Source organism: Sphingomonas sp. STIS6.2 (assembly GCF_000732685.2).
GTDB lineage: Bacteria > Pseudomonadota > Alphaproteobacteria > Sphingomonadales > Sphingomonadaceae > Sphingomonas > Sphingomonas aerolata.
Window position 1 is genome coordinate 24,833 of record NZ_JPDP02000031.1, and the last position, 13,714, is coordinate 38,546.

Genomic DNA, 13,714 nt, shown 5'->3' on the forward strand with positions numbered 1-13,714 from the left:
CGAACACCGGCTATGATTTCTTCTGCGGACAGCTCAAGCGGCAACGCCGACGGGACGCTGTTCAGCAACGCCGGAGCAGCAACGGGCTATATCAACCAGGGATACAGCAACCTTGGCCGAACGAATGCCCGCGGGTTCAACTTCTCTGCCAATTACGACACGCGGATGGGCAACTGGGCGCGGTTCTCCACCAGCTATGTTGCGACGCTGCAGACCGCCAAGGGCGGTGATCTCGGCCTCCCCGACACCGACTTCAACGTGGTCGGGCTGTTCGGGCCCTATGCCGGGCAGGGCTATCGCCGGTATCAGCACAATTTCCGGTTTACGCTCAGCTCCCCCGAAGCTGCGCAGACCCAGGCGCTGGTCTCGGTCAACTGGAGGCATAATTCGGGGCTGAAAAACTCGCGTCTCGACGGAAATCCGATTTTCGGCGAGGACGATCCGAACGTGCCGGATGCGTATAAGTATCTGCCGGCCTATGACGTGTTCGACCTGAGCGGGAGCGTCACCGTATCGCGGGCGTTGACGCTGCGACTGGTCGTCAACAACGTGCTCAACCGGGCGGCGCCGGTTCGTCCCAGCCCCCCGCTTGAGGCGGCGGAGCGCGTCAACACCTCGCCTTCGGTCTATGATGCGCTCGGCCGGTCTATCAACATCGGGGCGACCCTGGATTTCTAGGGCCGTAGCCGGGCATGGCGGCGCCACCGGACGCGCCGCCATGCGGGAAGGGAAAGCATGACGGGTCAACCACCGGGCGTCGCCGACGCATTCGCCAGCGTATCACGTCGCCGCGTCATGGCAGCAGGGACCGGTTCCATGTTCGCCGGGCTCTTCACGGGGCTGGGCGCCGCCGAAGCCAGCGCCCCCGGCGCGGACGAGCGCCACCGGATTGCGGCGACCGAGCCCGCGAGCGAGTGGCTGCTCGGGCATCCCGTCGGTAACGGCCGGCTCGCCGCGATGATGGGCGGCGGGGTCGTACGCGACATATTGTCGCTCAATCACGATACACTGTGGAGCGGCCAGCCCGACGTCAGCCCCGGGCAGGCGGGCGTCGATCGAGACCATGCCGATCCTCGCAACCGGGACGCACTCGCCGCAGTTCGCCGCGCCGTGTTCGCCGATGATCCGGTCAGTGCCGATCAACTGAGCCATGCTCTCCAGGGGCCGTTCAGTGCGAGCTATGCACCGATGGCGGATCTCCACCTCGAGATGGACCATCGCGAAGCCCCGCAGGACTATTGCCGGACGCTCAACCTCGATCGCGCGGTTGCATCCGTCACGTATCGCTCTGGCGGGACAGGCTTCGGCCGCGACCTGTTCGCCTCGCACCCCGATGGCGTGATCGTGCTGCGCCTTACCGCGGATCGACGCGGCATGATCAATTGCCGCCTCATGCTGACGAGCAAGCTGCGCGCGACGGCGACGGCTACCGCACAATCAGGCAGCAAACAGATCACCCTGCTCGGCAAGGCACCCACGCAGAGCGAGCCCGATTACCGCGATGTCCCCGACCCCATTCGATATTCGGATAGCCCTGGTCGGGGCATGGCGTTCGCGACGATCCTGTCGGTCGAAACCGATGGCGGCGCAATCACCGCGTCGGAGGGCGCGCTGCACATCTGCGGCGCCACAACCGCGATCGTCCGCATCGCCGCCGCCACAGGGTTTCGCCGCTTCGACCTCGCGCCCGACACCCCCGTCGCCGCGGTCCGCGCTTCGGCCGAACGCGACCTCGCGGCTGCCAGACGTCATGACTATACGACACTAGTAAAGCGCCACGTCAGCGATCATCAGGCGCTCTACCGCCGCGCCTTGCTCGAACTCAACGGCACGATCGGGGACGGCGATACACCGCGTGCCGAACGCCTGTTCCAGCTCGGCCGCTATCTCCTCATCGCCAGTTCCCGTGCCGATACGATGCCCGCCAATCTTCAGGGCGTGTGGAATGCCGCGGTGCGCCCGCCCTGGAGTTCGAACTACACCACCAACATCAATCTCCAGATGAACTATTGGGCCGCCGAGACCTGCAATCTCGCAGACTGCCATCTTCCGCTGATCGATCATATCGAACGGCTCGCGGTCACCGGCGCGCGCACCGCGCGACAATTCTACGGAATGCCGGGCTGGTGTGTGCATCATAACAGCGATTTGTGGGCGATGAGCAACCCCGTCGGCGCGGGCGTCGGCGATCCGAATTGGGCGAACTGGCCGATGGCGGGCCCATGGCTGGTACAGCACGTCTGGGATCATTACCGCTTCAGCGGCGATCGCGACTTCCTCAAGACGCGTGGCTTTGCATTGATGCGAGGCTGCGCCGAATTCTGTGCAGCCTGGCTGGTTCGCGATCCACGAAGCGGCCATCTCACGACCGCCCCGTCGATCTCGCCTGAGAACCTGTTTCTGACCGCGACCGGCAAGTCCGCCGCAATATCGGCAGGCTGCACGATGGACCTCGCGCTGATCCGCGAACTGTCCACGAACTGCATCGCGGCCATGGCAGTAATCGGTGATGTCGACGGGCTCAAAGTGCGCCTCGCCGGGTTGCTGAAGCAAATCGAGCCCTATCGCACCGGCCAATATGGCCAACTTCAGGAATGGGCGACCGACTTCGCCGAGCAGGACCCGGGCCACCGACACATCTCGCATCTCTATCCGCTCTATCCCGGCGATGCGATCGACCCCGTCCGGACGCCCGCGCTCGCCCGGGCTGCGCGCGCGTCGATCACGCGCCGCGAGGCGCATGGCGGTGCCAGCACGGGCTGGAGCCGTGCCTGGGCGACCGCGGTCTGGGCCCGGCTGGGTGACGGCGCGCAGGCCGGGCGATCGCTTTCCGCGTTCATCGCCAACAGCGTCGCAGCGAACCTGCTCGACACGCATCCGGCAAAGCCACGGCCCGTATTCCAGATCGATGGCAATCTGGGCATCACCGCGGCGATCGCGGAGATGCTGCTACAGAGCCGCGAAACCGAGATCGCGCTGCTGCCTGCGGTCCCCCCGCAATGGACCAGCGGTCGCGTCGTCGGGCTCCGCGCGCGGGGCGGTCACGAGGTTGCGATCGCGTGGAGCGATGGCCATGTCGACGCGACGGTAATTGCCGGCGACACGCGCCTTTCGGTCCGATTGCCGTCAGGGTTCGAACCGCTCAAGATTGTTCAGCGGGGGACGATCGTCCGGTTCGAGAAGGATGCACAGTCTATCACGTTCGAGACTGTGAAGGGCCGACGCTACGACGTCGCGCTACGCAGAACCGCTCAGGGCGCCGCCAGCAGCACGCCACGCGAGAGCGATGCCACATGACCCGAAACGTTCCAGGAGTCCCCATGCCGATCATCACCCGCCGCGCTATGCTAGCCTCGGGGCTCGCCTCCGGCCTGGCATCGACAGCGTCGTCTAGCGGCTGGGCGCGCAAGCCATCGCCTGGAACTCCACCCGCGTCCTGGGGAGCAACCCCCTCCCCGCGCCAGCTCGCCTGGCACGCACGCGAGCAATACGCCTTCGTCCATTTTTCGATCAACACCTTCACCGATCGCGAATGGGGCTATGGCGACGAAGACCCCAAATTGTTCGCACCAACCGACTTCTCGGCGGATCAGATCGTCGGAGCGGCCAAGGCCGGCGGCCTGCGCGGGATCGTGCTTACCGCCAAGCATCATGACGGATTCTGTCTCTGGCCGACGATGCTGACCGAGCATTGCGTCAGGAACAGCCCGTTTCGTGATGGTAAAGGCGATGTGGTCCGCGAATTCGAGCAAGCGGCCAGGCGCGCCGGCCTAGACTTCGGCCTTTATCTGCCACCCTGGGACCGCAATCACGCCGAATATGGCCGCCCCGGCTATCTCGACTATTACCGCAAACAGATCGTCGAACTCTGTACGCGCTACGGCCCGCTGTTTGAGTTCTGGTTCGACGGCGCCAACGGCGGCGACGGCTATTATGGCGGCGCCCGCGAGACACGGAAGATCGACTCCGAGACCTATTATAACTGGCCGTCGATCTTCGCCCTGGTGCATCAGCATCAGCCCATGGCCTGCACCTTCGAACCGCTAGGGTCCGACGTGCGGTGGGTCGGCAATGAGGATGGTGTCGCCGGCGATCCGTGCTGGCCGACCATGGCTAACCGCAAACCGAGCCAGGCGGACGGCAACGCCGGTCTTCGCAACGGCGCCTTATGGTGGCCCGCCGAAACCAACACCTCGATCCGCCCGGGCTGGTTCTACCACGCCGACGAGGATGCGAAGGTCAAGGATCCTGAGCGGATGCTGCAATTGTTCGACGAATCGATCGCGCGTGGCACCAATCTGATCCTGAACCTGCCACCCGACCGGCGCGGCCGTCTCGCCGATCCCGACGTCGCCGTTCTGCAAGCATTCGGTACCGCGCAGCGCGCAACGTTCGCGGACAATCGTGCGACCGGCGCGATCGCGTCGGCCGATCACATTCGCGGGCCGCGCTTTGCGGCGGCCAATGTGCTCGATCGGAGTCCTGATAGCTATTGGTCGACCCCCGACGCCGTGCATACGCCAAGCCTTGTCCTCGACCTTCCGCCCGGCCGCAGCTTCGATCTCGTCCGGATCCGGGAGTTCCTGCCGCTTGGCGTCCGCGTCGACCGGTTTGCGATCGACGTCGATCGCGGCAAGGGTTGGTCGGAGATCGCATCGGGCACGTGCATCGCCGCACAGCGTGTCGTCCGCCTGCCCGCGCCCGTCGTCGCACGACGGCTGCGCCTGCGGATCGTCGCCGCACAGGCGTGTCCGGCGATCAGCGAGATCGCGCTGTTCCGCCAGATCGCCCCGATCGCGGTCGCGCTGCCCGCCGCGCGTAGCCGCGATGTGCTGCAGCCCCCCGAGATATCGATCGTCTCGGCATCGGGACAGACTGCCGGCGCCGTGCTCGACAATGATTCGAACACAGTCTGGCAGGTTCCCGTTGCGTCGACTGCGGATCGGCCGACCGTCACTTTCAAATTGACCACGCCTCAGCACTTGGCTGGCTTCATCCTGACGCCCTCGCGCGCGGTGATGACGGATACCGCGCCACCGAAGCGATTCCTTGTCGAGACAAGCCTCGACGGGAGGACATGGGTCAAGGCGGCTGCCGACGAGTTCTCGAACATCGCCAACGCGCTCTCGCCGCAACGCATCGTCTTCGACACGAAAGTCGACGCCGTCTACGTCCGCATGACCTTCATCGATCTTGCATCCCCCAGGAGGCATATGGCCATCGCCGGCATCGACCTGTTTCGATAGAGGGTCGGCAGGCGCGATACGTATCCCGCCTACCGCCGACGGTTATCTCCGGATGAACGCGAGGATGTCGGCGTTGATGACATCAGCCTGCGTCGTCGCCATACCATGTGGATAGCCCGGATAGGTCTTGAGCCTGCCTCCCATCGGATACCAGTTCCGGCAAGGGGTGCGACCTGATCATCTTCGCCATGATCACCAGCACGGGCTGGTCGGCGATGCGCGCGACCGGGCGTTGCGAGACTATTGGAAGAGCGAATCCAACTTCGTCGATGTCGATCCGACCGCCAGCAGCTTCGATCCGAAGACGGGCGAGCGACGTCTTTCGATGACGGGTAAGGCGCGCATGGACTGAACTTCAGGCTGGATCCAACCGACGGGATGACGATCGGCTATTGTGCTGATTTGACCCGCGACGCCGCGCCCGACGGTGCCGCGCCGTACGCCGTCCCCTATCCACAGCATACGCGCACGGTGGAAACGATCCTGTTGCCGCAAGAACGATATCGCCAGGACAGTCGCGGGCACCGAATATCGCCGCCGTGTCACGTTAAAGGGCGGCATGTTCACCGCGGAGCGCACCCAACGAAGCCTCATGTCCAAATTCCCTGCAAAGGACGCGCCCGCGGCGCAAGCAACGTAACGCGATCAGGCCGATCAGATGCTGTATAATCGCCGCGCCGCCTCGATCGTCTGGCGCGCCCGCGGCGTGAAGGTTGACGCGATCAAAGATCTCAAGGCCACCGGCTAGGCCTTTACCCGAGCGCTGAAGTTTGACCCCGGAAACGTCTTTGCGCTCAAAAGCGGTGCCCGCTCGGGCCGCGCTGTTGGCGATCCGGACGCGGCGCTGGCGGATTTGGCGGCGGTTGTCGCGCTCGATCCAACGAACGCCGAAGCCTGTATGATGCATGCTACGATCCAGCTTTCCAACGGCAAACCGCAAGCGGTTGCAGTAGAAGCCGCAGAACCGGTAACGGCGGTACAGGCAATGACTATGTGCACGTCGTTGCCGCGCGCCTCTATCATTCGATCGCACGCCACGACGACGCGATGATGGAGTTCGACAAGGCCCTCGCAATCAAGCCCGCGTCGTATTTCTATCTGAACAGGCTGGATAGCAGACCGAAGAGCGATCGTATCGGCCGCATGGCCGATCTCACGGCGGCGTCGAACCTCAAGCCTAAATCACCCGATGTTCCGGTGCGGAAATCCGCGATGCTTGACGCTCGAGTTCAACAACCTGTGCTGGGCCAAGGCAATAGCCGGGCTGGCGTTGGAATCCACGCTCGCGGACTGTGATCCGGCACTTGCACTCTCGCCCAAATCCGCCGCCATTCTCGACAGCAAAGGACTGGTCCTTCGCAACATATGGCGTATCGCCCTGAGATGGGTCGCGTCGCCGTTGCTCATGCTCGCCCACCCACGCGTCCATCACGGTATCACGACCGGTAGGACGCTCGACGCTGGAAGTGGCGGTCTCGTTCAGGACAGCAAATCTGTGTCCCCCGCCCTAAAACAAAAGGCATAATCATCTCGCTGGTCGGGGCGGTTTTAGTGCTCGTTGAAATGCCGGTCTTCGGCCGGCGTGTAATAGCGCGCGATATCCGCTTCGGTGAGGACATGACCGCTCGACTCCTCAATAAGCGCGGCAATTTCGCCATCGGTCTTCCCGGCGTTGCGCAGCTGCTCGATCTCGTCGCTTACCATGTTGATGAAGGCGGGGACCGGGAACCGTTCCTCACCCAGGCCCAGTGCATCACGCATGTGTTTTTGCGCACGCAAGGCTTCGGGAAGCGTGAACGCGATATCATCAGCCATCGAACGTGCCTTTCATGAACTGGATATGGTCGGGGGGCATTGGCCCCCCGACACCGAAACGCTTATGCGGTGACCGCTTCCGCTTTGACGTTCACGCTCGACGTTGCCATCGCGGTCAACTTGTCGTCGGTCGCATATTCCTCATCGAGCGTTTCTTTCAGGATCGCAGCGATATCGGCGCGGCCGAGCTGGTTCGCCCAAGCGATCAGCGTGCCATAGCGCGTGATCTCGTAATGCTCGACGGCCTGTGCCGACGCGATCAGCGCGGCATCCAGAACGGCTTTGTCCTCGATCTCGCCGGCGACTTCGTTGGCTTCCTTGATGATGCCGTCGATCGCCGGGCAGGTCACGGCCTTCGCCTTCTCGCCAAGCAGGTCGAAAATCCGCTCGAGGCGCGTGATCTGGCCTTCCGTCTCACGCAGATGGGTTTCGAAACCCTGCTTCAGGGCTGGCGCCGTTGCCTTGGCGACCATTTTCGGCAGCGCCTTGGTGATCTGGTTTTCCGCGTAATACACATCCTGCAACTGGTGCAGGAACAGGTCGTCGAACGTCACGATGTCTTTGGAAAACAGGCCCATGATAGGATCCTCGCTAAGCAAATGGCTGCGAAGCAGACTGCTCCGGCACCGCCGCAACGCGCCGGCTCCGGGGTAAGTTTCGTTCGGGTCGGCGCAGCCTTCACGCAGTCCGATCGGTGGCGGCGTTGTGATCCTCGACGCCGGTCCGGTTGTCGCTCGACTGATCATGCCGGCGGTCAAGTCGGGCATAGGAACGATCGGAAAAGCCCCCATCTAGCGTCGCATGACCAATAGCATTCTTCATCTCGGGCTCATGGAAGACGGCGAGATCGAGCTCGATCTGGCCGCCCTGGAACTCGCAGCGCTCGATCATCCCGGTATCGATCTCGATGAATATATCGACGAGCTCACTGGCATAGAATTGGCCCTGCGCGCTGCGGACGACGACGCAGCAGGCAGCGGCGCGCAGGCCCAGACCTTGAGCAGCGTCATGGTCGAGGATTTCGGCTTCTCCGGCGACCGCACGCACTACGACGATCCCCAGAACGCGGACCTGATCGCTGTCGTCGATCGACGGCTCGGTCTGCCGATCAGTCTGTCGATCCTCTATGTGGCAATGGCCCGACGCCTTGGATGGTCGGCGATGCCGCTCAACACCCCCGGTCACGTCCTGGTCCGCCTTGGCGACGCACCGGATGCGCTGATCATCGATCCCTTCAATGACGGTCGCATCGTCGCCCCCGAACAGGTGGAAGCCTTGTTGGAGCAGATGACGGGCCAGACACGGTTTTCCGACGGGATGCTGCCCCTGTCGAACCGATCGGCGCTTGTTCGACTGCTGCTCAACCAGGCGACGCGTGCCGAGCAGGCCGGCAATCCCGCGCGCGCGCTAGTCCTGTACGACCGCATGACGATCGTGGCGCCCACGCACGCCCATGGTTGGTGGGAGCGAGCCAGACTTCAGCTAGTCGCGGGAGATGTTGCCGGCGCCCGCAACAGCCTTAGCGCGATGCTCGAGATTTCCCGGGACGACGATCTGCGCCTGCAGGTATCGGCAGCGCTCGATGCCCTTCCCCGACCAACGCCCTCGTGAACGTCGCGGGGGACTGGCTCTACCCCAAGCGCCCTTTGGGAAGGTCTCTGTCTGCGAGAAGATCGTCGAGCCTTGGGATACCTTCAGCTCGCGGGCTTCGTGATCCCCGGGAGCTTCGCCGCGCGGAGCTTGCTCAGCAGATCGCGTGCTTCCACGGGGGCCGCCTGTTTGAACAGGCTGAACAGCGCGCCATCGTCCAAACCGCTGATGTCAAACCCGATCGACAAGGCAATGGGCTGACGAAGACGAGCACCGGGCTGCGCCTCGAGGACGAGTACGAACCACTGCATGCCAACGGGGGGCTGTCCGATATTCTCGGCGAACTCCCCTGCAACGGCTTGGCGTATCCGGATGCGTCGATCGGGATTATTGTCGAACCAGGCCGCGTCCCCGTGCGTGGCCACCTCTGCGATGCGGTCGTCAATCGAGCGGGGTGTACTGATCATCATGAGGTCCTGACATACGCCATTGCGGGGCGCCCTGTACCGGGCCTCGTCGCATTGGCAAATGGCATGATGCGCACACGGGTTCGGCTCAGGCGTCGCGATGCTTGCCTTCGATGCTGTCCAATGCCGAGACGGGGCGCCCCCTTAGGAACGCCCCGTCTCTTCGAGCCAGCAAATCAGAGAGGATTACGCCGACGCGACCTTGGCACGCGTCGATGTGTGACCGCCGGAGCGATACAGCACATCGGCTGCATCCTCGGGAGCGACCCCTGCCCCGGCTGTATCGACCGACACGAACACACCACCTTCGTTGATACGCCCCTCATAATAGCTGGCATCGACCCGGCTGACGCCATGGTCCGTCATGACTTTTTCCAGCCCCCCGACGGCGCCACCCAGCGCTGCACCGACGACGGCCGCACCGGGGATCGCGGCCGACGCGATCGCGCCAGCTGCAACCAGAGGGCCGACGCCGGGTATTGCGAGTGCGGCGATACCGAGCAGCGTTCCGATGCCAGCGCCGGCTGCGACCTTGCCGACAAACTCCTGCGTGTCGCCGTTGCCGTCTGTGGTCGTGTTCTTGCCATCATGCTGCGCCACGATCGAAATCGCGCTGTCGTTTACGCCCGCAGCGCGCAGCTCTGAAACGGCGCGCTCTGCATCGGCGTGATTGTCGAAAACGGCTGATACGAGGGTCGTGCTCATGATGATTCCTGTCGACAGTTCGGTTTGCTCACGGATCTAGAAGCGGTGTCGAAGGATGATCGTTCCGGATATTAAGGGTTAGCGAAGCGGTAACCATGAATAGCAGCGTCGCGACACAGGACGCCGTGGGCGGGATAGACCATGCCCTTGGGCAGCTGCGACTCACGTGTCGCTTTTTGCTTTTCGCCATTGTCGCATCGCCGCGTCATATCGTTGACGCTCTGCTTCGACTGCAGCCTCTGCCGCGCCAACATTGGCGCGGTGTTGCTCTTCGAGTTCACGTCGCTCGCGGGCCAGTTTGGCCTCCCGGTCCGCCAACCCCTTCATCCTGCCGCCGTAATCGGCCGCCACCGTCTCCAGCGCAGCCTCCGCCGCCTCGAGCTTGGCGCTGCTGGGCTTCGGTTTCGGTGCAGACTTCGGTTTTTGCGGCTGTTCGGACGTTTCGGGGCGCGCCGAAACATCTCCCCGCGCTGTCCGCAGTTCGGGGGCCGGCATGGCCTTGATCTGCTCCGCGGTCGTGCCCCGAGAATGCTTCACGACCACGCCTGGCGACGCCAAAGGCTCTGCGGTCAGCGCGGGGTCTGTGACGAGCTCAGCTATGCCTCGCGCGAACAGGTCTCGCTCGCTGCCCCAGGCCTCGAGGGCAGCCTTCTGACTCGTTGCCGCGACATAGGCATCATTGAAGCCAGCGACCGTCCTGTAAACCTTCAGCTTTTGCGCACGAGCCATACGGTCTGATACCGCGCTATGTGCTGAAATAGAAGTTGGCGCCGATCGCCCATCCGGTACCGACGCCAATGCCTACCTCCGGGACTACCGGACACGGATCGCGTTCGGCTGTTCGCGCCATCGTCGGTCCGGTCACGACCTGCCTAGACACTCCTAAGCGGTAAGCGAAGGCGGCACGTCAATGTGCCTCGTCTTAAGCGTGGTTCTAGCGTCAAAGCTTGCATTGGGTCACATTGCTTCAAGCGGCATGGGCGTCCTAAATATATTGAGGAGAAGCGCCGCCATGGCTACGCATTCAATTGATGCTGAAGTTAGCAGGTAACTGTATCGGCTTGGGTCAAGAAGCGGCTGGAACTGCGATAAAAAGCATTTCTTGGATCAAGTTATAGGCGACGCTTGCGATCATCGAGCGGTTTATTGTTGATACGTAAATCACACTCCCTGCGATGGACGCGAGATGTTCGCCGATCGGCTGAGGATGACATCGGGACGATAAATTACGATGTCGATCACGCGAGACCGCTAGCAATTCGGAGGACCCGCTGTACCCGCCCTTGACCTAACGGTGCCCGGCGACCGACAACCGCCGAATGATCAAGCCTTTCGTCGCCACCGTCGCGCTATCCGCGCTAGCTACTGGAACCGCAGCGCAGACCGTGTCGACGCAGCAGGTCGGCAGCGCCACGCTCTCTGGCGTGCCCAGTATCCCCGTTGAGGTGCGCGAGGCGGTGCAGCGCTATCAGAATAGTCGGGCGGCACAATTCGAGGATTGGCTGCCGGACGGCTCGATGCTGATCGCCACGCGCTTTGGCGCGACGCAGCAATTGCATCACGTCGCAACCCCCGGTGGCGCACGCACACAGATCACGTTCGGTGCCGAGCCGATCGCCGCCGCGACGACGATCCCCCGCAGCGATCGTTTCGTGATGACGCGCGACACGGGCGGGGACGAGTGGTTTCAACTCTATACGCGCGGCCTCACCGGTGTAGCCACGCCGGTGACCGAAGCCGGCACCCGCAACCAGTCGCCGGTTTTCAGCAAGGACGGCACGCTGATGGCATGGGCGCGGGCGACCAAGGGAAGCGCCGCTTATGCAATCCTGGGGGGCGACCCAAAGGCGGGCGGCAACCCGCGCTCGCTTTACCAGTCCGACGGCGCGGTGGCGCCCGCCGATATCGCGCCCGACGCTGCGCGGCTGATATTTGTGCGCAGCCTTTCCAACCGTGAGGACCAGCTGTTCGAGCTGGATCTTAAGACCGGCAAGGCGGACCGCATCGCGCCGAAGGCTGACGCTGCCGTCTATGCCGACCCACGCTATCTGCCGGGCGGACGAAAGCTGATCGCCATCTCCGATTCCGGCAGCGACACGCGCCGACTGGTCGAGATCGATATCGCCACCGGCGCGCAGACGGTCCTGACGCCGGACCTTAAATGGGATGTCGAGAGCTTCGATCTGACGGATGACGGGCGCGTGCTCGCCTATTCCGTGAACGAGGACGGCTTCTCGCGCGTGGTGGTGCAGGATCGGGTCACCCGCCGCGCGCTACCACAACCGGTGCTGCCGCGCGGCGTCCTGACCGCGCTCAGATTTTCGCCCGACGGCAGGAATTTGGCGGTTGGCCTGACCTCGGCCACTTCCGCCGGCGACGTGTGGAGCTGGGGCGTGACCGGAGGCGGCCTGACACGCTGGACCGAATCGGAGCTGGGCGAACTCGATCCCACGATCCTCGCCGAGCCCGAGCTCGTACGCTTCAAGTCCTTCGACGGCCTGTCCGTCCCGGCGTTCGTCTATCGGCCCAAGGGCTTGCCGGCAGGCACGCGGACGCCGGTGATTATCGACATCCATGGGGGCCCGGAGGCGCAGACGCGTCCGATCTGGAACTATGGCGCGCAATATTTTGCCGATGTGTTGAAGGCGACGGTGATCCTTCCCAACGTCCGCGGCAGCGACGGCTATGGCAAGCGCTACCTCAACCTCGACAATGGCGTGAAGCGCGAGGACTCGGTAAAGGATATCGGCGCCCTGCTCGACTGGATCGGCACGCAGCCGGGCCTCGATGCAGGTCGTGTCGCGGTCTATGGTCAGTCCTATGGCGGCTATATGAGCCTTGCCGTCATGACGCATTATTCGGACCGGCTGGTCGGCGGGGTCGAGCGCTACGGGATCAGCAACTGGAACACGTTCCTCCAGAACACCGAGGCCTATCGTCGCGACAATCGCCGCGCAGAATATGGCGACGAGCGCGATCCGGCGATGCGCGCGGTACTAACGCGGGTGTCGCCGTTCACGAATGTCGCGCGGATCACCAAGCCGATGTTGGTGATGCAGGGCGCCAACGACCCGCGTGTACCCCAATCGGAATCGGACCAGATCGTGGCGCGCCTGCGGGCCAACGGCAACGACGCTTGGTATGTGGTGTTCGCCGACGAAGGGCACGGCTTTCTGAAAAAGCCGAACAACGATCTGCGGCGCGAGGTGGAAACCGTATTCTTGAGGCGTCTGTTTGAGCGGTAGCGAGAGGGATAGGCTTGGGAGGAATGTGCCCGCGCGCCTTTGCGATGTTGACGCACAGGCAGACTTTGATGCCGCTGCTTCTGCTGCTAGCACTCAGACATCGGTTTAGGTTGGCGCGCCGTGCTCCTCCGTCGCTTGCGGTACGAACACCGAGAACGCCAGCGTGACGCCTGCGATCTTAAGGATGCTCCGGGACGTCAGGAGCCGGCCGTGCGCTAGCCCTGCCCGGCTCATCACTGCGCTTGCCGCCGACCCCTGGTCCACGAGCATCTGCTAAATCTGTTGCAGCGCCCCAGCGTGTCCGCGGGCGAGGCTGGCATCGAGCACGGTGCCCAGCACCGCCGCCCCAAGTGTGCTGCCAGATTTCGGGGAAACAAGTTGGAGTCCGTCGTGGCCCCACGCTCTGCCAAACCCACGCTGCCCTGGATCAGCTTGAGGCGCTGAAGATCCGCGGCGGCAGGGTTCTCCGCCGCAATCTTCACATAACGCCGCGTTGGCATCCTCAAGGGCGGGTACGCAGATCAGACGGCCTGCTCTGTTTCGCATGGCGCCGGCCAAGCCTCGCTATCGGCGATGAAGCCAAATTTGGAGCAGGCTTCACAACCGATTGAAAATACACCAGTCCTTATGATCCGTTAACCGTCGC

At 63.5% G+C, this 13,714-nt stretch carries 13 protein-coding genes; 7 read left to right on the plus strand and 6 right to left on the minus strand.

The window, feature by feature from the left end:
* Positions 1-12 precede the first annotated feature (12 nt).
* The 4 genes from sphst_RS21475 (at position 13) to sphst_RS04385 (ending at position 5,598) form a co-directional block, all read left to right on the plus strand.
* Positions 13-678 (plus strand): TonB-dependent receptor domain-containing protein, encoded by a 666-nt coding sequence (locus tag sphst_RS21475; protein WP_159043506.1) that lies wholly within the window; start codon positions 13-15, stop codon positions 676-678.
* A gap of 57 nt (positions 679-735) precedes the next feature.
* Complete coding sequence (locus tag sphst_RS04370; RefSeq protein WP_107045219.1) at positions 736-3,297, plus strand: glycoside hydrolase family 95 protein; 2,562 nt, start codon at positions 736-738, stop codon at positions 3,295-3,297.
* A gap of 23 nt (positions 3,298-3,320) precedes the next feature.
* Complete coding sequence (locus sphst_RS04375) at positions 3,321-5,246, plus strand: alpha-L-fucosidase (RefSeq protein ID WP_081877514.1); 1,926 nt, start codon at positions 3,321-3,323, stop codon at positions 5,244-5,246.
* 127 nt (positions 5,247-5,373) lie between these two features.
* Positions 5,374-5,598: a hypothetical protein gene (locus tag sphst_RS04385; RefSeq protein ID WP_162235418.1), complete on the plus strand. Its 225-nt coding sequence runs from the start codon at positions 5,374-5,376 to the stop codon at positions 5,596-5,598.
* Between the two features lie 195 nt (positions 5,599-5,793).
* Here the strand turns inward: sphst_RS04385 and sphst_RS20305 are convergent, their stop codons facing one another.
* Positions 5,794-6,153 (minus strand): hypothetical protein, encoded by a 360-nt coding sequence (locus sphst_RS20305; RefSeq protein WP_156360487.1) that lies wholly within the window; start codon positions 6,151-6,153, stop codon positions 5,794-5,796.
* A gap of 86 nt (positions 6,154-6,239) precedes the next feature.
* On the opposite strand from sphst_RS20305, the gene sphst_RS04390 reads away from it, so the two are divergent.
* A complete protein-coding gene (locus sphst_RS04390) occupies positions 6,240-6,542 on the plus strand; it encodes a hypothetical protein (RefSeq protein WP_031393881.1) in 303 nt (100 codons plus the stop codon).
* A 252-nt stretch (positions 6,543-6,794) separates the two neighbouring features.
* Here sphst_RS04390 and sphst_RS04395 read toward each other — a convergent pair whose 3' ends face one another.
* Together sphst_RS04395 and sphst_RS04400 are read right to left on the minus strand one after the other, a co-directional pair.
* Positions 6,795-7,061: a hypothetical protein gene (locus sphst_RS04395; RefSeq protein ID WP_031393880.1), complete on the minus strand. Its 267-nt coding sequence runs from the start codon at positions 7,059-7,061 to the stop codon at positions 6,795-6,797.
* Between the two features lie 62 nt (positions 7,062-7,123).
* Positions 7,124-7,828, minus strand: a complete 705-nt coding sequence (locus sphst_RS04400; protein ID WP_234387346.1) for a YciE/YciF ferroxidase family protein — start codon at positions 7,826-7,828, stop codon at positions 7,124-7,126.
* Positions 7,829-7,892: 64 nt separating this feature from the next.
* On the opposite strand from sphst_RS04400, the gene sphst_RS04405 reads away from it, so the two are divergent.
* Positions 7,893-8,672 (plus strand): SirB1 family protein, encoded by a 780-nt coding sequence (locus sphst_RS04405; RefSeq protein WP_234387348.1) that lies wholly within the window; start codon positions 7,893-7,895, stop codon positions 8,670-8,672.
* A gap of 83 nt (positions 8,673-8,755) precedes the next feature.
* On the opposite strand, the gene sphst_RS04410 is transcribed toward sphst_RS04405, so the two are convergent.
* From sphst_RS04410 to sphst_RS04420, 3 genes are all read right to left on the minus strand, one after another.
* Entirely contained in the window at positions 8,756-9,118 is a 363-nt protein-coding gene (locus tag sphst_RS04410) for a hypothetical protein (protein ID WP_128082318.1), read from the minus strand.
* A 186-nt stretch (positions 9,119-9,304) separates the two neighbouring features.
* Complete coding sequence (locus tag sphst_RS04415) at positions 9,305-9,823, minus strand: general stress protein (protein WP_051916334.1); 519 nt, start codon at positions 9,821-9,823, stop codon at positions 9,305-9,307.
* 162 nt (positions 9,824-9,985) lie between these two features.
* Entirely contained in the window at positions 9,986-10,552 is a 567-nt protein-coding gene (locus tag sphst_RS04420; RefSeq protein WP_031393876.1) for a hypothetical protein, read from the minus strand.
* Between the two features lie 590 nt (positions 10,553-11,142).
* Between sphst_RS04420 and sphst_RS04425 the strand changes: the two genes are divergently transcribed.
* Positions 11,143-13,068, plus strand: a complete 1,926-nt coding sequence (locus tag sphst_RS04425; RefSeq protein WP_031393875.1) for a S9 family peptidase — start codon at positions 11,143-11,145, stop codon at positions 13,066-13,068.
* The last annotated feature ends 646 nt before the right edge of the window (positions 13,069-13,714 follow it).

What these genes read in the sequence shown, in the direction of transcription:
- sphst_RS04375 (WP_081877514.1), top strand. Translation starts at nt 3,321, where the DNA reads ATGCCGATCATCACCCGCCGCGCTATGCTAGCCTCGGGGCTCGCCTCC.
- sphst_RS04405 (WP_234387348.1), top strand. Translation starts at nt 7,893, where the DNA reads ATGGAAGACGGCGAGATCGAGCTCGATCTGGCCGCCCTGGAACTCGCA.
- sphst_RS04425 (WP_031393875.1), top strand. Translation starts at nt 11,143, where the DNA reads ATGATCAAGCCTTTCGTCGCCACCGTCGCGCTATCCGCGCTAGCTACT.
- sphst_RS04420 (WP_031393876.1), bottom strand. Translation starts at nt 10,552, where the DNA reads ATGGCTCGTGCGCAAAAGCTGAAGGTTTACAGGACGGTCGCTGGCTTC.
- sphst_RS04410 (WP_128082318.1), bottom strand. Translation starts at nt 9,118, where the DNA reads ATGATCAGTACACCCCGCTCGATTGACGACCGCATCGCAGAGGTGGCC.
- sphst_RS04395 (WP_031393880.1), bottom strand. Translation starts at nt 7,061, where the DNA reads ATGGCTGATGATATCGCGTTCACGCTTCCCGAAGCCTTGCGTGCGCAA.
- sphst_RS21475 (WP_159043506.1), top strand. Translation starts at nt 13, where the DNA reads ATGATTTCTTCTGCGGACAGCTCAAGCGGCAACGCCGACGGGACGCTG.
- sphst_RS20305 (WP_156360487.1), bottom strand. Translation starts at nt 6,153, where the DNA reads ATGCATCATACAGGCTTCGGCGTTCGTTGGATCGAGCGCGACAACCGC.
- sphst_RS04400 (WP_234387346.1), bottom strand. Translation starts at nt 7,828, where the DNA reads ATGCCCGACTTGACCGCCGGCATGATCAGTCGAGCGACAACCGGACCG.
- sphst_RS04415 (WP_051916334.1), bottom strand. Translation starts at nt 9,823, where the DNA reads ATGAGCACGACCCTCGTATCAGCCGTTTTCGACAATCACGCCGATGCA.
- sphst_RS04370 (WP_107045219.1), top strand. Translation starts at nt 736, where the DNA reads ATGACGGGTCAACCACCGGGCGTCGCCGACGCATTCGCCAGCGTATCA.